Origin of the sequence: Telluria antibiotica (genome assembly GCF_011682055.1) — a bacterium.
GTDB lineage: Bacteria > Pseudomonadota > Gammaproteobacteria > Burkholderiales > Burkholderiaceae_D > Telluria > Telluria antibiotica.
On sequence record NZ_JAAQOM010000006.1, the window covers coordinates 214,424 to 240,092 of the forward strand.

At 68.6% G+C, this 25,669-nt stretch carries 23 protein-coding genes; 10 read left to right on the forward strand and 13 right to left on the reverse strand.

The genetic code is table 11. The annotated features are described in order from the left end of the window. Positions 1-21 precede the first annotated feature (21 nt). The 6 genes from HAV22_RS12015 to HAV22_RS12040 all read right to left on the reverse strand — a co-directional run bounded on the left by HAV22_RS12015 (position 22) and on the right by HAV22_RS12040 (position 6,758). On the reverse strand, positions 22-750 hold the full coding sequence (locus HAV22_RS12015) for a DNA-binding protein (protein WP_166859309.1): 729 nt from the start codon (positions 748-750) through the stop codon (positions 22-24). 161 nt (positions 751-911) lie between these two features. After that, on the reverse strand, positions 912-2,153 hold the full coding sequence (locus HAV22_RS12020) for a GGDEF domain-containing protein (RefSeq protein WP_229421195.1): 1,242 nt from the start codon (positions 2,151-2,153) through the stop codon (positions 912-914). A gap of 250 nt (positions 2,154-2,403) precedes the next feature. Next, entirely contained in the window at positions 2,404-3,303 is a 900-nt protein-coding gene (sigJ, locus tag HAV22_RS12025; protein WP_166859311.1) for an RNA polymerase sigma factor SigJ, read from the reverse strand. A 43-nt stretch (positions 3,304-3,346) separates the two neighbouring features. Continuing rightward, positions 3,347-3,721, reverse strand: coding sequence for a hypothetical protein (locus HAV22_RS12030; RefSeq protein ID WP_166859312.1), 375 nt, complete (start codon positions 3,719-3,721; stop codon positions 3,347-3,349). Positions 3,722-3,802: 81 nt separating this feature from the next. Continuing rightward, a complete protein-coding gene (locus HAV22_RS12035; RefSeq protein ID WP_166859313.1) occupies positions 3,803-5,998 on the reverse strand; it encodes a TonB-dependent receptor plug domain-containing protein in 2,196 nt (731 codons plus the stop codon). Positions 5,999-6,101: 103 nt separating this feature from the next. Continuing rightward, the gene (locus HAV22_RS12040; protein WP_166859314.1) at positions 6,102-6,758 is read right to left on the reverse strand and encodes a TetR/AcrR family transcriptional regulator; all 657 of its coding nucleotides are present in this window, start codon (positions 6,756-6,758) and stop codon (positions 6,102-6,104) included. A 161-nt stretch (positions 6,759-6,919) separates the two neighbouring features. Between HAV22_RS12040 and HAV22_RS30820 the strand changes: the two genes are divergently transcribed. The 6 genes from HAV22_RS30820 to HAV22_RS12065 are packed head-to-tail and all read left to right on the forward strand — an operon-like array spanning position 6,920 to position 12,796. Further along, positions 6,920-9,877 carry a polymer-forming cytoskeletal protein gene (locus HAV22_RS30820; RefSeq protein WP_208296158.1) on the forward strand — a complete coding sequence of 986 codons (2,958 nt, stop codon included), beginning with the start codon at positions 6,920-6,922 and terminating at the stop codon, positions 9,875-9,877. Beyond that, a complete protein-coding gene (locus tag HAV22_RS30825) occupies positions 9,874-10,365 on the forward strand; it encodes a pilus assembly FimT family protein (RefSeq protein ID WP_208296159.1) in 492 nt (163 codons plus the stop codon). The genes HAV22_RS30820 and HAV22_RS30825 overlap by 4 nt, the downstream gene beginning before the upstream one ends. Then, a complete protein-coding gene (locus HAV22_RS12050) occupies positions 10,355-10,849 on the forward strand; it encodes a type IV pilus modification PilV family protein (RefSeq protein ID WP_166859315.1) in 495 nt (164 codons plus the stop codon). Before HAV22_RS30825 ends, HAV22_RS12050 begins: the two co-directional genes overlap by 11 nt. Next, positions 10,846-11,697: a prepilin-type N-terminal cleavage/methylation domain-containing protein gene (locus HAV22_RS12055; protein WP_166859316.1), complete on the forward strand. Its 852-nt coding sequence runs from the start codon at positions 10,846-10,848 to the stop codon at positions 11,695-11,697. The genes HAV22_RS12050 and HAV22_RS12055 overlap by 4 nt, the downstream gene beginning before the upstream one ends. After that, on the forward strand, positions 11,694-12,191 hold the full coding sequence (locus tag HAV22_RS12060; protein ID WP_166859317.1) for an MSHA biogenesis protein MshP: 498 nt from the start codon (positions 11,694-11,696) through the stop codon (positions 12,189-12,191). The genes HAV22_RS12055 and HAV22_RS12060 overlap by 4 nt, the downstream gene beginning before the upstream one ends. Before the next feature lie 8 nt (positions 12,192-12,199). Then, positions 12,200-12,796 carry a DUF817 family protein gene (locus HAV22_RS12065; protein WP_166859318.1) on the forward strand — a complete coding sequence of 199 codons (597 nt, stop codon included), beginning with the start codon at positions 12,200-12,202 and terminating at the stop codon, positions 12,794-12,796. On the opposite strand, the gene HAV22_RS12070 is transcribed toward HAV22_RS12065, so the two are convergent. From HAV22_RS12070 to HAV22_RS12085, 4 genes are all read right to left on the reverse strand, one after another. Continuing rightward, a complete protein-coding gene (locus tag HAV22_RS12070) occupies positions 12,768-12,923 on the reverse strand; it encodes a hypothetical protein (RefSeq protein WP_166859319.1) in 156 nt (51 codons plus the stop codon). The two genes, HAV22_RS12065 and HAV22_RS12070, sit on opposite strands and share 29 nt — an antisense overlap. 211 nt (positions 12,924-13,134) lie before the next feature. After that, positions 13,135-13,530 carry a nuclear transport factor 2 family protein gene (locus HAV22_RS12075; RefSeq protein WP_166859320.1) on the reverse strand — a complete coding sequence of 132 codons (396 nt, stop codon included), beginning with the start codon at positions 13,528-13,530 and terminating at the stop codon, positions 13,135-13,137. 19 nt (positions 13,531-13,549) lie between these two features. After that, positions 13,550-14,413, reverse strand: coding sequence for a protein phosphatase 2C domain-containing protein (locus tag HAV22_RS12080; RefSeq protein WP_166859321.1), 864 nt, complete (start codon positions 14,411-14,413; stop codon positions 13,550-13,552). Between the two features lie 71 nt (positions 14,414-14,484). Next, positions 14,485-15,423: a LysR family transcriptional regulator gene (locus HAV22_RS12085; RefSeq protein WP_166859322.1), complete on the reverse strand. Its 939-nt coding sequence runs from the start codon at positions 15,421-15,423 to the stop codon at positions 14,485-14,487. 96 nt (positions 15,424-15,519) lie between these two features. Between HAV22_RS12085 and metE the strand changes: the two genes are divergently transcribed. Then, positions 15,520-17,862 (forward strand): 5-methyltetrahydropteroyltriglutamate--homocysteine S-methyltransferase, encoded by a 2,343-nt coding sequence (gene metE / locus HAV22_RS12090; RefSeq protein ID WP_166859323.1) that lies wholly within the window; start codon positions 15,520-15,522, stop codon positions 17,860-17,862. On the opposite strand, the gene HAV22_RS12095 is transcribed toward metE, so the two are convergent. After that, a complete protein-coding gene (locus tag HAV22_RS12095) occupies positions 17,859-19,379 on the reverse strand; it encodes an FAD-dependent monooxygenase (RefSeq protein WP_166859324.1) in 1,521 nt (506 codons plus the stop codon). The two genes, metE and HAV22_RS12095, sit on opposite strands and share 4 nt — an antisense overlap. Before the next feature lie 129 nt (positions 19,380-19,508). Between HAV22_RS12095 and HAV22_RS12100 the strand changes: the two genes are divergently transcribed. Continuing rightward, positions 19,509-20,081, forward strand: a complete 573-nt coding sequence (locus HAV22_RS12100) for a hypothetical protein (RefSeq protein ID WP_166859325.1) — start codon at positions 19,509-19,511, stop codon at positions 20,079-20,081. Here the strand turns inward: HAV22_RS12100 and HAV22_RS12105 are convergent. Next, the gene (locus tag HAV22_RS12105) at positions 20,044-20,958 is read right to left on the reverse strand and encodes a DUF2840 domain-containing protein (protein ID WP_166859326.1); all 915 of its coding nucleotides are present in this window, start codon (positions 20,956-20,958) and stop codon (positions 20,044-20,046) included. The two genes, HAV22_RS12100 and HAV22_RS12105, sit on opposite strands and share 38 nt — an antisense overlap. Before the next feature lie 166 nt (positions 20,959-21,124). Continuing rightward, the gene (prsT, locus tag HAV22_RS12110; RefSeq protein WP_166859327.1) at positions 21,125-23,890 is read right to left on the reverse strand and encodes an XrtA/PEP-CTERM system TPR-repeat protein PrsT; all 2,766 of its coding nucleotides are present in this window, start codon (positions 23,888-23,890) and stop codon (positions 21,125-21,127) included. A 216-nt stretch (positions 23,891-24,106) separates the two neighbouring features. Between prsT and HAV22_RS31815 the strand changes: the two genes are divergently transcribed. Next, positions 24,107-24,967 (forward strand): PEP-CTERM sorting domain-containing protein, encoded by an 861-nt coding sequence (locus HAV22_RS31815; RefSeq protein ID WP_166859328.1) that lies wholly within the window; start codon positions 24,107-24,109, stop codon positions 24,965-24,967. A gap of 88 nt (positions 24,968-25,055) precedes the next feature. Next, a complete protein-coding gene (locus HAV22_RS12120; protein WP_166859329.1) occupies positions 25,056-25,598 on the forward strand; it encodes a Dps family protein in 543 nt (180 codons plus the stop codon). Positions 25,599-25,669 lie beyond the last annotated feature (71 nt).

Here is a 25,669-nt window from a genome sequence, read left to right on the forward strand (position 1 = left end):
GCTTGAGACGCGCCGACGCTGTTATTTCTTGGCTTTGAGCTCACTGACCTCGGCCCGCAGCTTGCTGCGCTCCGCGGTCGACTTGTCCAGCTTCGCGCGCAGGTCGTCCAGCTCCGCAGCCAAGCTGTCGCGCGCCGTCGTCGCGCCCACGAGTTCCATCTCGGCGCGCAGGCGCGCGTCCGATTCGGCGGCCATGTCCGCGATCTTGCGTTCCAGTTCCTGGCGCAGCTGCGTCAACTGCTGCTCCTTGCCGTCGATGGCCAGCTGGTCCTTCGCCTTGCTGACGAGGGCGTCCATCGCGACCTGGCGCGCATTCTTCAATTCGGCATTCAGGCGCTCGATCGTTTCGTCCCGCTCGGCGATCGCTTCCTCCGACGCTGCGGTGACGTTCGCCACTTCGGCGCGCAACGCGTCGCGCTCGCCTTCGAGGGCCTCGCTGGAAGCGCTCAGCGCTTCGATGTCGGCCTCGTTGCGGGCCAGCGCCTCGCGGTCGCCCGCGCCGGCCTGCTCTGCGAACTTCAACGCCCAGTCGGCCAGGCCGGCCAGCAATTCCTTCGGCAATTCGGCCTTGGGCGGCGCCGCCGGCTGCACGTGCGTCGCACGCCATGCGGCCAGGTGCTTGAAGATTGCGGACGGCGAGCCTTCCCCGAGGAAGTCCTGCACGGCCTCGATGGTGACCGGTTCCCCATCTTCTTGCAAACTCTGGGCTGCTCGTGCAACGTCGTCGAACGTGACTTCTTGGCCTGCCATAAGGTCTTGACTCCTGCGTCGTGGATTTCGGAGTGCGTATGATACGCTACGGCATCATTCCCATGCGGAAATCCAACAGGGCGAATCCGTGAGTGTTGCGTAGCGGACGCGTAAGCGCGCGCTGTATTTCACAATTGTCCACGTCGGCGCTCCGTTCGGCGTCAACCCGTCGACGCGACGACGTGCGGGAACGGCAGGATCTGGTTGCGACCGCCCTCCTTCGCCTCGTACAGCATGGCGTCGGCCGCCAGGAACAACTCATTTTCGCTGCGCCCGGCCGGGTAGGCCGCGAGTCCGCCGCTGAACGAGAAATGGCGCACGTCACCGGGCTTCACTTCGAACGGGGTCGCGCCGAACGCCTGGCGCATCGCGTCGAGCCGGTGCCAGCTCTGCTCCAGCGTGCAGTCCCAGAACACGACGACGAATTCCTCACCGCCGAAGCGGCTCAGCAGGTCGCCGTCGCCCATGCGCGGCGCGAGCGTCAGCGACAACCGCTTGATGACGATGTCGCCAAAATAATGGCCCCACGTGTCGTTGATCGTCTTGAACTTGTCGATGTCGATCACGCCGAGGCACAGGGGCTTGCCCTCGAGCGCGGCGCGGCAGATCAAGGCCTGCGCCTTGTGCTGCAGGCCGATCTTGTTCAACAGGCCCGTCGCCCGGTCCTTGCCGATCAGGTCGCGGGCGACGCGGATCTTGTCCGCACGGTTGAGCAGCTGGCGCGCCAGCAGGTCGGGGTCGTCCATGGCCAGCAGCGCATCGAAGCCGCTGTCCAGCGCCCGGCGCGCCTGGCCGGCGTCGGCGCGGCGCTGCAGCAGCGTGATCTCGCGCACGGGGTCGGCCTCGATATTGCGCTTCAGCACGCGCACGACGGCCGGCGTGCGCTCGTATTCCTCGTCCGTGACCAGGACGATATCGGGCCGCAAGTCCTTCACGCGCAGGTGCAGTGTCTGCGGGTCGGTGTGGTAGACGAGCTCCACGCGTTGCTCGCGCAGCGCCGCCTCGTCCCAGCCGGGCGGCGTGCCCAGCATCGCGATGCGCACGACGTCGCTCCGCTTCTGCTGCACGAACAGGTTGAACAACTTATCGACCAGCACGTCGTTGGCGATGGGCTTTTCCGCGTAAGCGAGGCAGTTGCTGTCGACGAGGCGTTGCTGCAGGGGGAACCGGCTGCCCTGGCGCTCGCTCTGCAGGTAGACGTAGCGGTGGCCGGACGGCAGGCGTTGCAGCAGCTCGCCCAGCAGCAAGGTCTTGCGGGCGGCCAGCAGATCGGACTGCATGTTGTACAGCGCGTCGAGTTCGATCAGGAACAGGCTGTCGCCGGTGTCCCGCTCGACGGCCTGCACGAAATCGCTCAGCTCGTGGAAAAAGCGGATGTCGAAATCGTATTTATGCGCATGCAACAACAATTCATCCTGATTGTCCTTGATGAAATATCTATGAGACAAGAACAACACATGATTCTTGTACAACGGAAGTTCACCTGCCATTGTTACGCCTTCAGGATGAGATAGACACATTGGCGTTGCGCCAAGCTCCAGCATACCTTTCTTTGCGCCATGCATAAGCGCAAACGATGGTTTTTTTTGCCATTCCCCGCCCGATGTGCGTGTTATCAGGAAAATATGTTGCGCAGTGACAAATAATTAACGTTCAAGACACACATTTACCGGTCACGCTGCCCAATTTGTCGGGATTGCGCACGACGTAGATCGCAGCAATGCGGCCGTCTACGATGTGGATCGATGTGATCGCATCCGGCACGCCATTGCGCCAAGTCAACAGCCCCGGCGCACCATTGACCATGACGACGTCGTGACGGGTGTCGATGCCCGACCACTTGCGCTCGATGCCGGCCACGAGGCGGCCGACGCGGTCGGCACCGACCACACGTTTGACGGTCGTCTTGACCTTGCCGCCGCCGTCGCCCGCGTACGTCGCGTCGGCCGCCAGCAGTGCCTGCACCCGGGCCGGATCGCCGGAGCGCGACGCCTGCACGAAGCGGCCCAGCAATTCCAGGTGCAGTTCGCGATTGACGGCGAACCGGGGCCGCTCCGTCCGCACGCGCTCGCGCGCCCGCTGCAGCACCTTGCGGCACGCCGCTTCCGTCTTGCCGACCATCGCGGCGACCTCGGCATGATCGAAGTCGAACACCTGGTGCAGCAGGAACACGGCACGCTCTTCCGGCGCCAGCCGTTCGAGCATCAGCAGGAATGCGGTCGAGATGTCGCCGGCCGCTTCGAGCGCACTTTCCGGCGAGTCGGCCGTCTCTTCGACGAGGGGTTCGGGCAGCCAGGGCCCGACGTAGCGTTCGCGTTCCGCCTGCGCGCCGCGCAGCCGGTCGATCGACAGCCGCGTGACGACGGTGACGAGCCAGGCTTCCGGCGTGTGCGCGCCGTCGCTGCCGCCGTTCTGCCAGCGCAGCCACGCTTCCTGGACGATGTCCTCGGCGTCGGCGCGGATGCCCAGCATGCGGTAGGCGATGCCGAACAGGCGGGGACGCAGGCGGACGAAGGTATCGAGCGGGGTGGCGGTCAGGGTATCCGTATCCATTAGACGGATGACGGACCCCGATTGTGACAGATGGCTCCGGCCGTCAGCCCGACCCGCATGCGGCATCGGGCCGCAGCCGCGCGTGCGACTTTCCCGGCCGCACCCGCATCGGCGCGCGCGGCACGTCGAGCCGCACCGGGGTCAGCTTGCCACCAAAGGCCGGCATGTCCGGGGCTATGTCCACGGTGGCGCCATCCGCCGCCGTGCCTCCGAGGAACGCGGCGATGGCGATGCGGACGATCGTGCGGTTGTCCGGCTCCGTCATGGTCAGCTGCTTGTTCAGGTAGAGAAACGTGCACGCCGCACCACCGGGTGCGGCGATGTCGACTCTCTTCGGCAGGGAAAACCCGTAGCGGCCCGTCGCCCACAGCTTGACGACGCAGGTCCCGTGCTCCGGTGACGAAAAAATGAAGTTCATGCGGGGATGCTAACCGCCACCGCACGGCCGCGCGCGTCGAATTTGTTCCAAACCGTAACGGCCGGAACACCTCTTTCCCGGTCACATCTTCATCTCGAGGTTCAGGCCCACGCGCGTCGCGCCCCGCTGCCAGTTGGCCTGGCGCGACAGCCCGCCCGCGTCGTCGTAGGTGCTCTCGGACACCATGTCCATGCCGAGGATGTTGTTCAGCGTGAAGCGCAGCTGGAGGTGCGCATCGACCCTCCACGCGGCGTACGCGTCGACGTCGCGCCGCGTCTGCTGGCGGCGCCTCTGCGCCTCCGAGACGCGCGCCCAGCCGCCGCGCTGGTACGCCATGCTGGCGCCGAGACTGAGACGGTCGTGCCGGTAGTCGACACCGGCGTTCGCCGACAGCGGCGTCTGCCCATCGAGACGATTGTCGGGGCCGGGCACGGTCGACACGGTCGACCAGTTGCGCGCGACGCTCGCCCGGACCTCGACGCCGGCCGCGCGCGGATCGAGCATGCGCAGCGGCACCTTGAACTCGGCCTCCAGCGAATGCACGCGCGCGCCGCCGTCGTTCAGCGGACGGTAGACCCAGCGGCCATCCTCGTCGAGATCGAGCCGCGTGCGGATGTAGTCGCCGATGAGGCGCTGCGTGCCGCTGACGGACACCATCCCGCCTTCCGGCCAGTACTGCTCGAACGCGACGTCGATGCCGTTCGCCAGCTCCGGGCGCAGGCCGGGATTGCCGCTGGAGTCCGCGCTGAAGCGGGTGTTCAGCGCCGCCAGGTAGCGACGCGCCGTCAGCTGGTCGACGGTGGGCGCCTTGTACGTCCGCGTGTACGCGAACCGCATCTGCCGCCCGCTGGCGCCGGGGAATTTGTACAGCGCCTGCGCGACGGGGCTCAGCACGTGGCTGTTCGACGCGGTCTCCGGCGCATCCGTCGCCGTGCTGTCCGTGCGCACGCCTTCCCAGCGCCCGCCCAGGTAGACGGACAACTGCTTGTCGATGCTCCACTCGTCCTGCGCGAACCCCGCGAGGCGCGTCACCTGGGGCTGGAAGCCTTCGCCGACGTGCAGGGGTGCCCCGTCGTCCTGCTGCTCGTGGCGGTCGAGCGTATCGTCGTTGCGCTGGCGGCTCGCGTCGATGCCCGTCACGAACGAATGGCCGTCGAACAGCGAACGCGTGAACTTGGCGCGGAACGACGTGCGGCGCGGGCGGTACACGGTGTCCCAGTCGCGCGCGAGGTGGTGAGCCGCGCCCGCGGAAAAATAATCCGTCGCGTTGTCGTTGTCGTCGCGGCTGCGCTCGCCTGACAGACTCACGTCCAGCTTGCCGCCGCCGACTTTCGCGATCCAGCCGATCTCGCCCCGCATCATCCATTGCTTGCCGGTCGAACGGCCCGGCATGTCGATCCAGTCCGGGTCGCCAAACGAGCCGACGCGGTTGTCGTTGTGGGTGAACGACGTCCACGCGTGGCTGCTCGCCTGCAGGCCGGCCGACAGGTTGAGCTCGTTGTCGTCGTCGATCTTCCAGTTCGCGCGCGGGAACAGCACGGCGCCGCGATACGGGCCGCCGCCGCGGTACGTGGCCACACGCGCCTGCGCGAGCATGCCATCCGGCAGCGTGAGGGTGTCCGTGCGGGTCGACTCGAATTCGTTGTGGCCCGCGAACGCCGTCCCGTTCACGGTGTACGACAGCCGGCCCACCCGCTCTCCCCACGTGCCGCCCGCCGAGGCGCTGCGCTGCTGCGGCGAGCGCGCGACGTTCAGCCGGAAGTCGCGCTGCGGCTTGGTCACGACCTTGCGCAGCACGATGTTGATCGTGCCCGCGATGGCCTGCATCGAGTACTCGGCGCTCGCCGCGCGGATCACCTCGATGCGTTCGATCTGGTCCGGCGTCAGCGCCTCCAGCGAAAAGCCCGGCGGCGGGCGGTCGCCGTTCACGAGGATCTGTGTGTAGCCGGCGCCGAGGCCGCGCATGCGGATCGTGCGGTCCGTCACGGTGACGCCGGGCGCGCGCTTCAACACGTCGAAGATATTGTCGTCGCCGTATTTGCGGATCTCTTCCGCGCTCAGCACGGTCTTGCTGGCCGTGTCGTCGCGGCGCGGATCATAGTTGGCCGCGCTGCCCTTCACTTCCACGCGCGGAATCGCCTTGTCCTTGGCGGCGGACGTCGGGTCCGCCTTGGCGTCGGCGTCGGCCTGGACGGTCTGCGCTGTGGATTGCGCACTGGCGATGAGGGGACAGGCGAACGCGGCGGCGATGGCGATGCGGAGAGCGGTGGGATGCATTGAACTCGTGGACGATGGCGTCAATACGCTTGCCGCTGCGGCAGGCGCACTCATATTAGTTCACTAGCTTAACAAATTCCGGCGGATGCAAGGGCTCGCATTGTCACGCCGCCGCCAGCCCCGCAAGGATGACGCGGACCGCTGCGTCCACGAAGGCTTCCGGCGCACCGACGTCGTCGCTCGTCACCACGCCGTTGGCGGCCAGCAGGGTGAAGCCGTGAATGTGGGCCCATAACAGGCCCAGGACCTCCTTTGCGGGACGCCCTCGCGGCAACTCCCCCGCCAACTGGGCGTGGCGGACGATGCGCAGCAGGATGGCGCGCGTGCGCTCGAGCGAGGGCAACGGCCGCGCCCTCTCCCACAGTCCGCGGTCGGTGCCGAACATCACCTGGGCATAGGCCCGGTGATCGACGGCGAATCCGTAATAGCATGCGCAGGCGGCGACGATCTGGCGGCGCGAGTCGTGCGGGTGGCGCGCGGCCGCGTCTTCCAGCGCCGCCGCGAGCAGTCCGAAGCCGATGTCGCCGATCCGGTCCAGCAATAGCTGCTTCGAGCGGAAATGCCGATACGGCGCCATATGCGAAATGCCGGCCGCGGCGGCGACGTCGCGGAACGTGATGTCGTTCGGGTCGCGGCTCTGCATCAGGTCGAGGAACGTCGCCACGATCAGTTCGGGGAAGTTGCGCCCGCGGGCACCGGATCCCGTGCCCGCCTGCGGCTGCCGCGCCCCCATCGTGTCCGTCTGTACCTTCGTCGCCATCTGGTCCTCCGACGACCCATTCTACGCTCATGCGTAAGACAGCGCCAGAAACGCGGGAATCGTGCGAATTCAGCCATAGCGGGTCACGGATGTGGTCGTCATCCCTCAAGCACCCTTGATTTGGCGAAATATCCGTTCCCTCAAGATATAATCGGAACGCCATGCTGTCGCGCCGCCTACTATCCTTGCTGATCGCCCTCATGCTGTTCGCGGCAGGCGGCCGCGCGTCCGCCGGGACCACGTACACCTTCGGGGGCAACGCCACGGTCGGCAGTTGCGCGCTGGCGGGCGCCACGTACACGTGCGCCGCCCTGCCGCTGACCTTGTGGGACGATGCGATGGTCATCGCCAGCGGCTACACGGTCAACGTCACGTCGAACGTAAGCTTCAGTTCGACGCAGAGCCTGGCCATGAGCGGCAGCGCCGTCCTGTCCAGCACGGGCGACCTCGACATCGGGGGCATCAACGGCAACAACTTGAACATCGTCGGCGGCACGCTCGTCGCCGCGAAGACGTTCACCGTGGGCAGCCAGGCGCAGTCCCTCAGCGCGAACATCCAGGCCGGCAATGCGAAACTGGGCTCCGGGTCCGGCCTGACGATCAACGGCAACGTCACGGCGACGGGCACCGTCGACATCGCCACGCATGCCGTCATCAACGGCACGATCACGGGCGCCACCGTGAACGCGCAACCGGGTGCGAGCCTGAACGGCAACATCACCGCCAGCAATTCGTTCACGCTCGGCTCGCAAGGCTCCGTCGTCGGCAACATCACGGCGCCCGTCGTCAGCCTGTTGCCCGCCCAGTCAGACATCACGGGCAACATCACGGCCTCGGTGTCGCTGGAACTCGGTTCGCACGTGAACGTCGAGGGCGACGTGACGACGGGCACCCTGACGCTCGATGCGTCCGATTCGATCATCGACGGCAACGCGACCGTGGACAGCGCCATTCTGGAAGCGCATTCCCGCGTCACTAAAACCATCTACTGCAAGGGCGGCACGCGGCCCGGCCAGTGCGACTGCGTGACGAACAACAGCCACTACGAGATCGACACCGTCGGTGGCCCGCATTGCGAAGGCAAGACCGTCCCGCTGGACCACTTCATGATCGGCTACGACGCAACGGCCAGCGTCTGCGCGCCGGCGACAGTGACCATCACTGCATGCGCCAACGCGGCCTGCACGGCGACGTATGGCGGCGGCGCCTCCGTGACGCTGGCGCCGACGGGCCAGACGGTCGCCATGCCGTCGGGCGTCGTCCAGGCAAGCGTCGCCTATACGCAGGCGGGCACCAACGTCCTCGCCATCTCCAGCCCGTCCACGCCGGCGCGGACCGTATGCTGGCGCAACGGCGACGCGGCGCCCGGCGCCGATTGCCAGGTCACCGTCGCGAAGTCGGGCTACGTCCTGACGCCCAGCAGCACCGGGTTCTTTGCCGAAAACCAGGTGAAGCAAGATCAGGACACGCTGACCCTCGCCGCCGTCCGCTACGACGATGCCACGAAGGCCTGCACGTCCCTCTTCGGTAACGTGTCGCGCAACGTCACGTTCACGTGCGGCTACGCCGACACGACGACGCCCGGCATCCTGCCCGTGCGGCTGAACGGCGTCGCGCTCAACGCGGCGCAGAACGCGGGCGCCGCATGCGACGGCACCGGCCGCACGATCAACGTGACGTTCGGCCAGGACGGCACCGCGCCGCTCAAAATCCAGTACGCGGACGCCGGCAGGGTCACCGTGACCGCGACCGACAGCGGTCCGAACAGTCCTGGCTCGGCGACGACGACGGCCACCTTCGCCCCGGCCGCATTCCGGGTCGCGCTCGGCGCGAACAGCCGCTACGTGGCGGGCGATGCATTCGCGGCCACCGTGACGGCCGTGAACGGCCTCGGCGCGACGACGCGCAAGTTCGGCACGGAAGTGCCGGCGGAAAGCGCGGTACTCGCCGCCGTCCGCTGCCAGCCCGGCACCGGCAACGGCCTGCTCGACCAGTCGTCGACGATCAGCGGCGGCGTGCAGACGTTCGCGCTGAAGTGGAGCGAAGTGGGCACGATCGACCTCGCGGCGACGCTTGCGGACGCGAACGGCTATCTCGGCAGCGGCCTGCAACCGGCGGCCGCAACGACCAACACGGCCGGCATCGGCTGCACGGGCTTGGCGGGGCGCTTCATTCCCGCGTACTTCGCGGTCACTGCCGATCCGGACTGGAAACGGACGGTCTCGGGCGGCACGCAACTGCAGTACTACTCGGGCGAACCGGCCATGAAGGTGAAAGTGACCGCCTACAGCAGGGGCGGTAGCGTGACCTATAACTATGCCGGCGCCAACGCCCGCGACGTGACCTTCTCCGCGCTCGACGCGACGGGCACCAAGCCGATCGGCAACGGACGCTTCAGCCGTTCGGCCACGTACCCGGCCGGCGACACGACGGGCACGGCGCAGCTGCGCGCCAACGACTTCGTCGCCGGCGTGGGCACGTGGACGGGCAGCTACACGTTCACGACGAGCCCCACGGCGCCCACGCGCGTGCTCGTGCGCGCAACGGACACCGACAACGCCAGTTCGGCCCCGCCGCCCTGTCCCGCACTTCCATGCGCGGCACAGCCTGCCGAGCCCGTCGTTATGGTCCGCAGCGGCCGCGTGCACATCGCGAACGCGTACGGCAACGCGACCGGCCTGCTCAAGATTCCCGTGAACATCGAGTACTACACGGGCCAGACGTGGGTCCGCAACTTCGAGGACACGACCACGACGTTCGGCGCGGGCGCCGTGTCCCTGGGCCGCACGGCCAACCCGATCACGATCGCGCTGCCGCCATTCGCCAACGGCGCCACCACGCTCGGCCTGACGCCGGCCGCGGGCTCGCCACGCACCAGCGTCCCGTTCGCGCTCAACCTCGGCACGGGCACGGGCCCCAACACGTCGTGCTACTACGTGGCCGCGACGGGCACCGCGCCGTCCAGCATGACCGACAGCACGGGCGCCGGCCTGCCGTTCCTGCGCAGCGCCGATCCATCGTGCGGCAAGACGAACGTCGACCCGTCCGCGATGGCCACCTTCGGCATCTTCGCGCCGGAGACGAAGCGCATCATCCACATGCGCGAGGTGTACCGGTGATCCCCCGCGCGCGCGCGGCCGGCTTCACGATGGTCGAACTGGTCGTCGTGATGATCCTCGTCGGCGTGCTGGCCGCGATCGGCATCCCGCGCCTGATGGGCGACAAGGGCATGCAGGCGGCCGTGTTCGGCGACCAGGTCGCGAGCGGGCTGCGGCGCGCGCAAAAGATCGCGACGGGCCATCGCCGCGTCGTGTGCGCGACGGTCGGGACGCAGGCCGTGATCCTCCGCATGAATGCGTGCGCCCCCGGGGGCCTTGCCATCGGCGGCGTGGACGACGGCGACTTCGCGACGACCGACAGCGCCTTGAGCGCGGCGTCGACGGTCGCCACCCTGTACTTCCAGCCGGACGGCCGCATCACGACGGACGCCGCCGGCACGACGGCGGCCACCGCGGCCATCGCCATCGGCTTCGCAGGCACGAGCGGGGGCCTGCCGACGACGGTCCGCACCATCAACGTGGAAGGGACGACCGGCTATGTTGAATAGGCACAGGCGCAGCGCGGGCGTCACGCTCGTCGAACTGATCGTCGCCCTCGTCATCATCGGCGTGGCGCTCGCGGGCATGGTCGCCGTGTACACGGCCACGACGCGCTCCAGCACCGATCCCGTGATCGTCCAGCAGATGGAAGCCATCGCCGACAACATGATGGAAGAGATCCTCATGAAACCGTTCGCGCGCCAGCCCGGCATGCCGGTACCGGCGGCGGCGGACCGCGCCAGCTACAACACCTTGAGCGATTACGACGGCTACGGCGGGAAGCTACAGGGGATCCGCGACGTGGAAGGCAACCAGATCCCCGGCCTGGAGCGCTACAACGTCGCCGTCAGCGTCAAGCCGACCGCGCTGACGAACGTGCCGGACGGCGACGCGCTGCGCATCGTCGTCACCGTCACCGTCACTGGCAGCTCGACGGATCCTTCGCTGCCGAAACCCATCGTGCTGACCGGCTGGAGGACCAATCCATCATGACACGCCAGCGCGGCTTCACCCTCGTCGAACTGATCGTCGTGATGGTCATCATCGGCGTCATCGCCGGCGTCCTCGTACTGCAGTTGCGGCCCGCCATGCAGTCGTACCTCGCGATCCGCCAGCGCGCCAACCTCTCGAGCCAGGCCGACGCCGCGCTGCGCCGTATCATCGGCGAGGTGCACACGGCCGTGCCGAACTCGCTGCGCTACTCGTTGGAGTCGCAGCAGACCCAATGCATCGAATTCGTGCCGACGAAGGCCGGCGGCCGCTACCGCACGGCGCAGGACTACACGGACGCCAACCAGCCGAAGGGCGCAGCGCTCGTGCCGGGCGTGCCGGTGACGACGTTCGACACGCTGACGGACGTCGACACGTCCTCGGTCGTGCACGACGACCGCGTCGTCGTAGGCAACGTCAACCGGGACGACGTCTATGCCGGCACCAACGTGGGCCTGATCGATAAGGTCGCCGCCGGCACGGCGGGTGTCGCGCGCAGCACGATCACGCTGCAGGCGCCGACCACGTTCCCGGCCGGCTACGAGGGCGGCCGCTTCCTCGTCGTGCCGAACGCCGAACGGGCCGTCACGTACACGTGCACGATGCCGACGTCGGGCGGCACCGGCACGATCGTCCGCGTCACCGGCTACACGCCGAACGCCGCGCCGTGGAAGACCTGCCCGACGGGGCCGGCGATCCTCGTCGCCAAGGTCAGCGACTGCAGCTTCCTGTACCACGAGAGCGAGGGCGCCACGCAGCAGAGCGGCTACCTGCAACTGCGGCTCGGCCTGACGGACGGCGACGAATCCGTCAAGCTCACGATGGGCGCCCACGTGGAGAACGTGCCATGACGACCCGGCGCCCGCGCCGGCACGCCGCGCGAGCGGCCGGCTTCGCCTACATCGCGGCCGTCGTCTTCCTCGTCGTGCTCGCGGGGTTCGCGCTCGCCGCGCTGCGCCTGGCCGACACGGCGCAGGCGACGGCAAGCCAGCAGGTGCTCGGTGCGCGCGCGGGCCACGCCGCGCGCGCCGGCCTCGAGTGGGCGTTCTACCGCCTGAAGGGGCCCGACGCGAACTGCAATCCGGTGCAGTCGGTCACGCTGGGGGACTTCGTCGCCGACACGGGCTTCAAGGTCACGCTGACGTGCGACGTGCAGACTTATTCGGAAGGCCAGACGCCCACTGCCGCGCCGCTGAAGAAGAATGTGTTCCAGCTCACGGCCACCGCGTGCAACGGCACGGCCGCCGCGTGCCCGGACGACTCGGCCGCCGCGGGTGCGGACTACGTCGAACGCAAGCGCAGCGCGTCGATCTGCATCGCGGCCGACGGTACCGATTGCTCTTGAACCCGGCCATGTCGACACAGGCACCGCGCCGTTTTCAACCTTCGCTGACCGCGTTCGACGCGCTGCTGACGGACGGCCGCAGCCGCGGCGTCGAAGGCTGGCGGCGCGGCGCGCTGGAATTCCTGTGGTTCGGCATCAAGGAGGCCCGCGCCTGCCTGTTCGCAGGGATGGTCTTCACCGCGGTGCTGCTCGTGCCCCGCGCGGGCGTGTTCGGCGTGCCGCGCTACGACCTGCTGCTCGTGGCGGCGCTGGTGGCGGCGCTGATCTACCTAAATTTCTTCACGCACCATGCGCTGGGGGATGCGCGCTGGTACCTGGCAGCCATCGCGCTGGGACTCTACGCGGGCACGACGGTCGCCTTCCGCCCGCTGGACCGCGAGCGGGGCATACCGTTATTGCTGGGGTTCGTGCTGATCGGGTTCTTCGTCTGGCTTGCGGAGAACGTCAGCACCTTCTGGGGGTTGTGGCGTTATCCGAACCAGCTGGGCACCTGGTCGGCCGTCCACGTCAGCAAGTGGAGTTCGTGGTCGCTACTGGTCATCATGACGTTCACGATCGTCGCGAACCTGAAACACATCAAAGCGCGGATCCATGTGCCAGACTGAGACCCTTCGCGAACGCCATCGCGACGGGCAAGGCGCACAGCACGATCATCACGCCGATGCGCACGCGGCGGGCGCGCTGCTTCTGTTCCACCAAGCGCGAAACGCGGAATCCTGCATCGTGGTTCATGGAAGTCCTTTCAGGTGTTATGTATTAGCCAATCATAATATGGAGCTCGACAAACCCGCGACACGAATGGTTGTCTCCCCTATCCGATGCCACCCGGACAATTCAAATTGCGCTCGGGTAAAAGATCAGATTACACCTCCTGGCTATACAAATCCATGCGGCAGATTCACACTCGATCGAAAATCATAAAATCGTCTGTTTTTATCCACGCTCAGCTGCGGTCGACGACGAGGGCGAGTTGTCCGTCGCGCACGACGAACTCCGATTCGCCCCGCAACGCGAGCCGCGTGCCGGCCGGCGGACCGCCCGGCACGTCGACTGCCAGCTGCCCGCGCCAGGCGATGGCCGCCACGAGGGCGTCGCCGCGCGGCGCCAGCGCCGTCACGCGTTGCTCACGTTCCGCGAAGATCGTCTTTGCCTGTTCGGCCAGCACGCGGAACGCGTCGCGGCCGTCGCACGCGGCCGTCAACTGGCCGCCCGACCAGTTCTCGAAGCGCACGTCGGGGCTCAGCGTCTCGAGCATGCCGTCGACGTCGAACTCGTTGTACGCGGCCACGTAGCGCTCGATCAGGGCCAGTGCGGCGGGGGTGATGGTCTGGGCGGTCATCCACGTCTCCTCGTTGGCGTCAGGTGAAGTGCCAGGCAATGGCCGACGCGTCGTCGGCAGTCTTGGCCGCGAGCCCGGCCGCTTCCTTGCCCGCCTCGAATGCGCGCAGCTCGTCGACCAGCGCGTCCAGGCCGCGCGTGCGGCAGGCCTCCAGCAGGCTCGCATCCGTATACAGGCCGTAGGTGTCGACGAGACGGTACAAGCCGTCGCTCGCGACCAGCAGCAGCGCGCCCGGCGGCGCCGAGCCGCGCGCCGCGCGCGCGTCGAACGGCCCGCGCGGCTCGAGGCACAGGACGGCCGGCCGCGCCGCCGTGTTCTGCTCGTGGCGGCGCGCGCGCAGCATGGGCAGCAGGCGCGTCCAGCGCTCGGCCGGGTCGTGGATGCCTTCCGCGACGAGCCCGGCCACGTGCGCCTGCGTCGCCCGCTCCTGCGGATTCTCGAACGGATCGAGGTCGCGCACGGCGCCGTCCGGCAGTTGCAGCAGCACCTTGCTGTCGCCCAGGCAGAACCATTCGAGCGGATGAATGCCGCCGGCATCCGGGTCGCGCACGCGCACCCACGCGAGCGTCGCGATGGGCCAGGCATGGGGCGGCACGTCGGCGCTGCCCCCGGCTGCCCGGTATGCCGCGCGCGTGCCGTCCAGCGCTTCCAGCACGAGCGACTGCTGCTCCGCATCGGGACGGAGCACGCGCCCAAGCTCGCGCACGAACCGGCGCACGAACCAGGCCGGATCGCTGGCGCCCAGCGCCAGGCAGCGGTCGTCCGTCAGCGGGGTCGCGCCGTCCAGCAGGACGAGATCGGTGCAGCCGTCGCCCTCGAACACGGCGACGACGTCTTCGTTGATCCTGCCCTTGCCGGACGCCGAGGCGAGGCTGTAGCGCATGTGTGCTCCCTACAATATTGTCTTCGTTACTATAAGCGATCCCGATGACGCACGGATGACCCGGGGCGCGCTTACAACAGCCGGATGCCGGGCAGCGTGCGCAGCGACGTCTCGCGCATCACCTGCACGAAGTCGTCCAGGTAGGCGTCGTCGCGGCCGGTGTCCGCCGCCGGGCGGCGCGTGACGGCGTACAGGCGGCCCGTCAACCCGTGCGGGCCGATGCGCTGCTGCGCCACATAGCCCCGCTGCAGGTACGTCTGCACCGCCCACAGCGGCAGCGCCGCGAATCCCCGTCCGCTCGCCACCAGTTGCAGCATCGCGACCGTCAGCTCCGTCGTCCGGCGCGGCGGTTCCACGCCGGCCGGGCGCAGCACCTGGCGCACGAGGTCCAGCATTTCGTCCGGCACGGGGTACGTGATCAACGTCTGGCCGGCGAAATCCGCGGCCTCCAGGTGGTCGTGCGCCAGCAGCGGATGACCCAGCGGCAGGATGGCGACGATGTCGAATGCGAACAGCGGGTGAACCAGCACGTCGCGCTCGTCCGCGTCGACCTCGGACACGATCGCGACGTCGGCCCGGTCCTGGTGCAGCAGGCCGACGGGGTCGGACTGGAAGCCGGACACGATGTCCTGCTCGACCTCCGGCCAGCGCAGGCGCAGCGCGTCCATCGACGGCATCAGCCAGTCGAAGCACGTGTGGCATTCGACGGCGATGCGCATCTTGCCCGCGCCGTGCCCACCGAGGCGAGCGATGTCGCGCTCCGCCTTTTCCACGGCGGGGATCACGGCCTGCGCCAGGTCGAGCAGGCGCCGCCCCGCGGGCGTGAACGACACGGGCGCCGACTTCCGTTCGAACAAGGTGAGGCCGTAGAACTCTTCCAGCGCCTTCAGCTGGTGCGACAGCGCGGACTGCGTCACGTTCTGCAGCGCGGCGGCGCGCGACACGCTCCCCGCTTCAAGGAGGGCCAGCAGGGTGCGCAGGTGGCGCAGGTCGAGGATCGAGGTCGGCATGAGCGGAATTCATCTGGTCAGAAAAATAATTCGTTTGAATTATGGGGGCGGGTCATCGATCATGACAAGTATTATTCATCCAGACAAGACAACAACATGATCAAAACTCATATTCTCGGTTATCCCCGCATCGGCGCCCAGCGCGAGCTGAAATTCGCGCTCGAGCGCCACTGGCGCGGCGAGATCGGCGAACAGGAACTCGAAGCCGTGGCCGCCGGGCTGCGCGCGCGCCACTGGGCCGAGCAGCGCGCGGCGGGCCTCGACTACGTCAGCGTCGGCGACTTCGCGCTGTACGACCAGGTCGTCGACCACGTCCTGCTGTTCGGCTGCGCCCCGGCGCGCTTCGGCTTCACGGGCGCCGAGACGCCGCTGGAGCGGCTGTTCACGCTGGCACGCGGCGTCGCGACGGAAGCGCGGGACGCGTGCGGCTGCGGCAACGCGCACGGCAGCGGGACGCACGGCAAGCCCGCGCTGGAAATGACGAAGTGGTTCGACACGAATTACCACTATCTCGTGCCGGAATTCGATGCCGCCACCCGCTTCTCGCTCGCGCCGCAGCGCCTGCTGGACCAGGTGGCCGCAGCGCGCGCGCTGGGCCATCCCGTCAAGGTCACGCTGGTCGGCCCGCTGTCGTTCCTGTGGCTCGGCAAGGCAAAGGACGGCGCCGACCGCCTCGGCCTGCTCGACGCCCTGCTGCCGCACTACTGCGAGCTGCTGGCGCGCCTGAAGGCGGCCGGCGCCGAATGGGTGCAATTGGACGAGCCGATCCTCGGCCTCGACCTGCCGGGCGACTGGTCGCTCGCGTTCGAGCGCGCCTACCACCTGCTGCACGGCGCGGGCGTGCCGCTGCTGCTGGCCACGTACTTCTCGCCGCTGCAGGAACACCTGAGCCTCGCCTGCAAGCTGCCCGTCGCGGGCCTGCACGTGGATGGCGTGCGCGCGCCGGAAGAACTGCGCTCCGTCGCCGACTGGCTGCCGCCGCACAAGGTGCTGTCGGTCGGCATCGTCGACGGCCGCAACATCTGGCGCGCCGATCTCGACGCCTGCCTCGCGCGACTGCGCCCCGTGATCGACCGGCGCGCCGGCAACCTGTGGCTGGCGCCGTCATGCTCGCTGCTGCACGTGCCGTTCACCCTGGCGCACGACGCGGCGCTCGACGCCGAGCTGCGGACATGGCTCGCCGGTGCGCGCGAAAAGCTGAACGAGCTGCGCATCCTGAAGCAGGCGCTGACGGACGGCGAACAGTCGGTCGCGGCCGACCTGGCCACGGCGCGCGCGGCGTTGGGTTCCCGCCGCGCCAGCCCGCGCGTGTCGCGCCCCGACGTTGCCGCCGCGCTGGCCGCCCTGCCGTCCGATGCCGACCGCCGCGCGTCGGCGTTCGCGCAGCGCCAGGCCGTGCAGCAGGCCCGCTTCGGCCTGCCCGCTTATCCCACGACGACGATCGGCTCGTTCCCGCAGACGCCAGCCATCCGCGCCGCCCGCGCGGCCTGGCGCCGCGGCGACCTGGCCGACGCCGCATATGACCAGGCGATGCGCACCGAGATCGCCCACGCCGTGCAAGTGCAGGAAGCGCTCGGGCTGGACGTCCTCGTGCACGGCGAGGCGGAGCGTAACGACATGGTCGAATACTTCGGCGAGCAGCTGGACGGCTTCGCGTTTAGCGCCAACGGCTGGGTGCAGTCGTACGGCTCGCGCTGCGTGAAGCCGCCCGTGCTGTTCGGCGACGTGGCCCGCCCCGCGCCGATGACGGTCGCGTGGGCCGCGTACGCGCAAGGCCTCACGCGCCGGCCGATGAAGGGCATGCTGACGGGCCCCGTCACGATCCTGCAATGGTCGTTCGTGCGCGACGACCAGCCGCGCGCCCTCACCTGCGCCCAGATCGCGCTCGCGATCCGCGCCGAGGTCCGCGACCTGGAGAGCAACGGCATCGGCATCGTGCAGATCGACGAACCGGCGCTGCGCGAAGGCCTGCCGCTGCGGCGCGCCGGACGTGACGCCTACCTCGACTGGGCCGGCCGCGCCTTCCGCATCGCCGCGAGCGGCGTCGCGGACGCCACGCAGATCCACACGCATATGTGCTACGCCGAGTTCAACGACATCCTGCCCGCGATCGCCGCGCTCGACGCCGACGTCATCACGATCGAGACGAGCCGCTCCGACATGGAACTGCTGGCGGGCTTCGGCGCGTTCGCGTATCCCAACGAGATCGGCCCCGGCGTGTACGACATCCACTCGCCGCGCGTGCCGGCGACGCGCGACATGGTGCGCCTGCTGCGCAAGGCGGCGGCCGTCGTGCCGGCCGAGCGCCTGTGGGTGAACCCGGACTGCGGCCTCAAGACGCGCGCCTGGCCCGAGACGGAGGCCGCGCTGCGCAATATGGTGGCGGCGGCGAGGCTGTTGCGCGCGGAGCGCGCCGGCGCCGAAGCCCGCGCCGCCTAGGTCGGGCGGATGCCGCGCTCGGCGAAATACCGCTCGAGCGCGTCCGGGTTCGCGTCGCGGTCGGCCAGCGCGACGTACGTGTCGGGCCGCACGAGGTACGCGGCATCGCGCGCGAGGCCGGCCGCCTGGCATGCGTCGCACCAGCCGGCCTGGTGCAGCGCGACGCCGCGCCGGGCGCACCATGCCGCGAGCTCCGGCCGCACGGTGCCGTACACGTGCACCTGCCACGCAATGGCGGACAGCGGCGCATGGTTGTCCGGACCGCCGTGGCCCGTCCACGGCAGGCGCTCGCCGCCTTTCACATGGCCCGCGCTGCCGGCGGACAGCGGGCTGTCGGGATAATGGATGCCCATCTGCGACAGCACCCGGAACATGAAGGCACGTACCGGCTCGATGCCGTAGGCGGCCGACGCGAACAGCGGCGCGATCCGCGTCCGCACGAAGTCGGCGAAGCTCCCTTCCGCGATCACGAACGAGAACGCGCGGTCCGTCGTCTCGACGAGCTTGCGGGCGAACGCCTTGCGCTCGATCTCGTAGGTGTCGAGCAGCGCGTCCGGCGCGCGCCCTTGCAGCACGTGCGCCAGTTTCCACGCCAGGTTGACGGCGTCGCCGATCCCCGTGTTCATGCCCTGGCCGCCGGCGGGGCTGTGCACGTGGGCCGCGTCGCCCAGCAGCAGCACGCGCCCGGACCGGTAGTGCCCCGCCACGCGGTGGTGCACGCGGTACGTGGAGAACCAGTTGACCTTCTCGATCGTCAGGCCGAGGCTCCCGATGGCGCGCTGGCGCACGTCGTCGAAGGCGAGGTCGTGTCCCCTGCGGACCTCCTCGTCGCGCACGGCGCCGACGAGGCGCGCGCTGCCGCGCTGGTCGTAGGCGAACAGCGCGGCGAAGTCGCCGTCTTCCAGCGACAGGTGGATCTCGCCGTTCGCGGACGGCCCCGTCACATCGACGTCGGCCACGTAGAACGTGTGCTCGTACGTGCCGCCCTCGAAGCCCGTGCCGAGCTGGTGCCGGACGATGGAATGGGCGCCGTCGCAGCCGGCCATCCACGCGGCGTTGCAGACGGATTCGCCCGCGGGCCCGCGCAGGCGCGCGACGACACCGCCCGCATCCTGTTCGAATCCGAGCAATTCCGTACTGCGCTCGACGCGCACGCCCGCCTCTTCCAGGTGGCGCACGAGCACGCGCTCGTGCCGGTCCTGCGGGTAGATCAGCACGAACGGAAACGGTGTCAGCTCGCGGCCGGCGTCGCGGAACGACAGGCGCGCGCGCCGTTCGCCCTTGGCCCACAGGTTGATGGCCGGGTTGCGCAAGCCGCCCGCCACGATCTCGTCCGCGAGGCCCAGTTGGCGGTACAGTTCCAGGGTGCGCGCCTGCACGGCCATCGCGCGCGAACTCGTCCCGGGGCCCTCGCTGCGGTCCACGACGCGCACCTTCACGCCCTGGCGCACGAGCCACAGGGCCAGTACGAGGCCGGTCGGTCCGGCGCCCGCGATCAATACTTCGGTCTCGTCCACAATCGCCTCCGTCGCACAGAGTTGATAACAGGAAAGCGCCGGAGCATGCGGCGCACGGCAACGATACAGTATGTTACGCGCGCCCCGCTAGGATGATCCGGACGGGCTCGTTTGCGGATGGAGGGATTCGTGAAGATCGTGTGCATCGCCTGGGGTTCGCTGATCTGGGAACCCGGCCCCTTGCGGCTGGCGTCGAGCTGGCGGCCGGACGGCCCGCTGCTGCCGCTGGAATTCGTGCGCGACAGCGACGACAGCGACGAACTGGCCCTCGTACTGCACGCACCGGCGCCACCCGTGCCCACGCGGTGGGCGCTGCTGGACACGGCCGACCTGGCCGATGCGCGCGAGATGCTGCGCGCACGCGAAAAGATCCGGCCTACGTTTCCGCAATGGGTGGGCAGCCTGCCCGACCCCGTGCCGCCAGGCCTGCCCGCCCCGACGCCGGCCGCCGTCGCGGCGGACATCGCGGCATGGATACGGACACGGGACGTCGAGGCGGCCGTGTGGACGGCGCTGCCGGCGAAGTTCGCGGGCGTGAGCGAACGCGCGCCCAGCGCGCACGAGGCGCTTGCCTACCTCGACGGCCTCGCGGGCGACGCGCGTGCGCACGCGGAAGCGTACGTGCGCCGCATCCCGGCCGACATCCGCACGCTGTATCGGGGCCTCATCGAAGACCGGCTGGGGTGGACGTCGGCGAACTGATCATCCACCGACGCGCTGGATAGTCTAGCGTAACAATGCGATCGCTCAGGTCACGGAGGCCGAGCAGAGCGACGAGCTTTTGCCCAGGTTTGAACGACTCCTGCGCGCAGTACGCAATTCTCGGGTTCGCTATGGATACACCCGGAACAATTTGCATGCTGCCCGCCGATGTCGTGTCATAACAAGGGATTTGCTTGCCCCAGCTATTGACAGAGTAGGTGCGCACTGTTGCCGAGGCGCGCAGGGGTGCATTGCCGGTCATGGCGCCCCAGTCGGTCTCAGTCAGGGCCGACAAGCCGAACGATGCAGCGCCGGTGTCGAAAAGGACATCGCCCTCAGCGCCATTCGGTAGCCCGATGCGGACTACGATGTGGCCGCCCTCATTGCCCGCCCAACGAGGAAACGCAAAGGGATGGGACATCGGGTCCTTTTCGAGCATCGAGCCTGGTGCGAAGCTAAAACGCGCGTTCTTCAGATCCAGCGTCAAGGTGCCATCGTCGAAGAATGCATTACCGATAGTGGCGATGAGCGTGTCCTTGCAGGCGCGAAGCACGTCGACCTGTGCCGAGCCCCCCTTGACAGAGCGATGTCGGCCCGAGATCTCGATATCGAAGTCCTTCAGTGTCTGCTCGGTGGCCACATGTTGGTGCCAGGTCACCGTATTCGGAGTGCCGGTGTCGAGTTGCCCATAGCAAGCGACGCCGTTGACCTTGATGGGCAAGATCACGCCGGACTTTACCGCGCCAGCCCCGGGAACAACCTCCGTTTCGACCCATTCGAACGGCTGCCATGTGGGTGCGGCGCCAACCTGCAGACTGCCGACTAACCCCATCATTCCCGCTGCGTATTTCGCGACTTTAAGGATGCTGCTCATCATGCCGGTTCGGTAAGTTGATGGATATTCTCGGGTTTCGTGCCCATGACGCTTCCGCTATCACAGCGCCCGCTATTGGCCGATCCCGGCCGTTCGACTCAGGATACACTGCCACCTGTCCAAGCAAACGACATGTCGTGCCCTCAGTCTGGCCCCCCCCTGGCGCGCGTCAGCCGTCCGACTTCAGGCGCGCCATCAGCTTGCGTGCTTCCTCGGCCTCGGCGAACCGCGTGTCGCCCGCCAGCAGCCCATCCAGTTCCGCGCGCGCCGCGGCCTTGTCGCCGCTGGCCGCCAGCGCGACCGCCAGGTGATAGCGGATGTCGCGCGCAGTCGGCGCCAATGTGCGGGCTTCGCGCAGCAGCGGCAGCGCGCGCGCCGTATCGCCCTTGGCGACGAGGATCCAGCCCACCGTGTCCATCACGTCCGGCCGTTTCGGGGCGCCGCGCAATGCCGCTTCCGCCGTCGTGAGCGCGCGCGCGTCGCCCAGCGCCTGGTAGCACGTGGCCAGGTTGTTCAGCGCGACGGGATTGCCCGGCTGGCGCCGCACGACGTCTTCCAACTGCGCGGCCGCGCGCTTGAAATCGCCGGCCGCCATCCACACCTGCGCGCGGTACGCGAGCACCCGCACATCGTCCGGATGCGCCGCGAGCCATTTCGCGAGGCGGCCATCGGCGTCGGCCGCGCGGCCGGCCAGGCGCACCGCGTTGTCGATCTTGATCGCGAGTTCGTTCGTCGCGTGCAACGTGGACGCGTGCTCGAACGCCGCCAGCGCGGCCGCCGGCTGGCGCTTCGCCATCAGGATGTCGCCCTGCAGCTGGAAGCCGGCCGCGCCCTGCGGATGCGCGCGCTGCATCCGTTCCGCCATCATCAGCGCGAGGTCGTGCGAGCCCTTGCGCACGTACAGCTCCGCCAGTTCCAGCTGGGCCGACGGGAAGTCGGGCTGGATCGCCAGCACGCTCTTCAAGTCGTCCTCCGCCTGCGTCGTGTTCTTCAACAGCAGGCGCAACGACGCCACCTGCATCAGCGCCGGCGCCGACCGCGGCAAGGCCTGCGCCAACTGCTTGTACGATTCCAGCGCGGCCGGCAGGTCGCCCCGCGCCAGCTGCGCCTTGCCCAGCAGGTCGAGCAGGTCCGGATCTTCGGGGTGGCTCACCTGCAGGCGGCGCGCCAGTTCCAGCGCCTTCTCCGGCTGCTGCGTGCGCAGGTATTGCGCGCACAGGTCGACGCCGGGGCCGATGGCGCGCGCATCGACGGCAGCCGCCTGTTCGAGCCAGTGCGTGACCTGCGCGGGTTCGTGCGCCTGCTCGGCCAGGGCCGCGAGGCCCGCCATCGCGTCGACGCTCGTCTTGTTCCGGCCGAGGAAATCGAGCAGGATCTGGCGCGCCTGCGCGGGCCGGCCCGCGTCGACGGCGAGTTGCGCGAGGCCGGCCGAGGCGCGGTAGTACGCGGGATCGATCTGCAGCGCGTGCGTAAAGGCGGCGCCAGCCGCACCGGCCTTGCCCTGGATGGCGAGCACCTGGCCCTCGAGGGCGTACGGCAGCGCCTTGCCGGGCTGCGCGCGTTCCAGCGCCTGCGCCGCGGCGAGGGCCTCCTCGCGCCGGCCCAGCTTCAGGTTCGCCTGCACGAGCGCTTCGGCCGCATCAAGCGACGTCTTGTCCAGCCGCGTTGCCGTTTCGAGGTCGTGCACGGCGGCGTCCGTCGCGCCGTCGCCGAGGCGCGACAGGCCGAGTCCCGTGCGCAGCGACGCGGACGCCGCATCGAGTTCGCTGGCGCGCGCGAACAGCTCGGCCGCCTTGCCGAAGCGGCGCGTCTGCATATCGGCGTCGGCCGCGAGGCCCAGCACCTGGGCGTCAGCCTGGGATGAGCCCAGCGCCGGTTCCAGCACGGCGCGTGCTTCGGCCGCGTGACCGGACCCGATCAGTGCCTGCGCCAGCATCTTGCGCGCATGGACGTTGGCGGGATTGCGTTCGAGGTAGCGCCGGAAATACTGCTCCGCCTGGTAATACGAGCCGAGCTTCAGGTTGACGGCGCCGGCCAGCAGGACGCTGGGCATGTGGTCCGGCACGGCTTTCAGCACGCGATACAGCACGTCGCGCGCGGCCTCCGGCCGGCCCGTCGAATAATCGAGCAGCGCCTGCGTGTAGCCGACGAGCAGGCTGCCCGGCGCGCCCTGCGCCGCGATGTCCAGCTCCGCCTGCGCCAGCTGCGGCTGGTGCAGGCCGATCGCAAGGTAGGCTTTTTCGACGTGGGCCGTGCGGTGTTGCGGGCTCGCGGCCAGCACGCGGTCGTACAACGCCAGCGCCGCCTCGGGATGCTCGCCCGCGCGCGCGAGGTCGGCCTTGAACATCAGCGCATCGACGTCGCGCGGATCGCGCGCCAGCACCCGGTCCGCGTAGCCCTGCGCGACGTCCGCATGGCCCTCGACCATCGCGAGGCGGCCGAGGCCGACGAGGGCCGCCGCATCCTCGTGCCGTTTTTCCAGCGCGTGCTCGTAGGCGGCGCGCGCCTCGGCATTGCTGCCGAGCGCCAGCCACGCATCGCCGCGCGCGGCGGCCAGCGCCGGATCGTCGGCGCCGCCTGCCGTCTCGTCCAATGCCTTCTTGTGCTGCCCTTCCATCACCAGGGCGGCCGCGAGCGCGGCCAGCGCCGGGCCCCGTGCGTAGCCGCGGTCCAGCGCCTGGCGCGCCTCCTTCTCGGCGGTCGTGCTGTCGCCGAGGTCGAGGTAGGTGCGGGCCAGCAGGTAGCGCGTCTCCGTGCTCGCGGGATCCGCGTCCAGCGCGTTCTTCAGGACGATCAGCGCGCCGCGGAAATCGCCCTGGCTGCGCAATTGCACGGCATGCGCGCGCTGCTCGTCCGCCGTCTGCCGGTGACAGGCGGGAAGCGTGGCTGCGAGCGCGGCGGCCAGCAGGAGAGCGGCTGAGGAACGTGTGGACATTGGTGATATTGATATGGGTCAATCTTATATTCTCGTGGTGCAAGTCCGGGTAAGGCAAGCAAAAACCCATCCGGCATCGCACCGATGCGACGTTTCTCATCCCCGTTGCAAAAAGATCACGTATCTTATTGACATTGAATAATTTATTTACAAGTTAAGTTTATGTGTGGCATGATCGCGACTGAGCTCATCAACTGTAAATATTTGGGGGAACCTGTGAAGACTGCGATCACGCTGGCCGCTGCGGCCACCTTCGTCCTTGGTGCGAACCAAGCGGGCGCGGCCACGATCCTCGATTCCGGGACCACTGCCTACTACGGCGCCGATAACAAGGGCGCGGCCGACGCCATCGGCGGCAGCACGTACGACATCTCGCAGGCGACGATCACGCGCGCCGGCAACGCCCTCACCATCGTCATCAACACGAGTTTCGCCGGCCTGGCAGGTGTGAACGCGAGCTGGGGCAAGGACGGCCTGGCGACCAACCCCACCACCGGCAAGGGCATCGGCTACGGTGACGTCTTCCTGTCCGACACGTGGAACGCGGCCGGTACGAGCACCAATCACTACGTCACCGACGATGCCACCAAAGGCACCGTGTGGGACTACGGTTTCGCCTTGAACAACCGCTGGAGCAATTCGGGCGGCACGTTCAAGCTGTACGCCCTGAACGGCGCGACGAATGCGCAGAACATCCTGAACTCCGACAGCTACATCAGCTGCGGCACCGCATGCAACTACCGCGAGAACCAGGAAACGGCCGTCAACACGAAGTCGAGCACCGTCAAGGACACGGGCCTGTCCGGCACCTGGACCGTCTCGCAGAACAAGACGACGCCTTCGCTCGGCTCCATCACTTTCAAGATCGACCTGAGCGGCTCGGAACTGCTGGACTACAGCTCGTTCGCGATGCACTGGGGCGAAACGTGCCAGAACGACGTCATCGAAGGCCTCGCGATGAACGTGCACGTGCCGCTGCCCGGCACCGCGGCCCTCCTGCTGCTTGGCCTGGGCGCGCTCGGCATCGCCCGCCGCCGCGGCGGCAGCGCGCTGCCGCCCGGCGCAGCCGCCGCCTGATCTTTTCCGGCCGGCCTGGTCTTTCGGCCAGTGTCGGCGCGGCCCCGTCTCGCTAGACTCGGTGTGTCACCTTTCTAGCGAGATCACCATGGACCATCACCAGGACACGGCCGGCGTCGTGCAGGAATTCGGCGCGCTCGCCCCCGTGCGCATCGGCCTTCCCGAACAGACCCGCTCCCAGAGCGTACGCGCGCTGAACCGCCTGCTGGCGCACACGATGGCGCTGCGCGACGCCTACAAGAAGGCGCACTGGCAGACGTCGGGCGCCACCTTCTACGAACTGCACCTGCTGTTCGACAAGCACTACGACGAACAGGTCGCGATCATGGACGCCCTCGCGGAACGCATCCAGACGCTGGGCGGCGTGACGTTCGCGCTGGCCGGCGACGTGGCCGGCGAATCGTCGATCGCGCGCGCGCCGCGCGGGCGCGAATCGGCCGCGGCCCAGCTGGAACGCCTGGCCGCCGCGCACGAGACGATCCTGCTCGACGCGCGCCCGCTCGCGCGCGCGGCCGCGGACGCGGGCGACGACGGCAGCAACGACCTGATCGTGAGCCAGGTCGTACGCGCGAACGAGCTGCAAAGCTGGTTCATCGTCCAGCACCTGACATTGCGGGCCGACCACGGCTGACGACAGGCGCCTGACGACAAGCGCCGGCATATCCGTTCGTATAGCTGGACCCGGCGCGGCGCCGTCCCGAC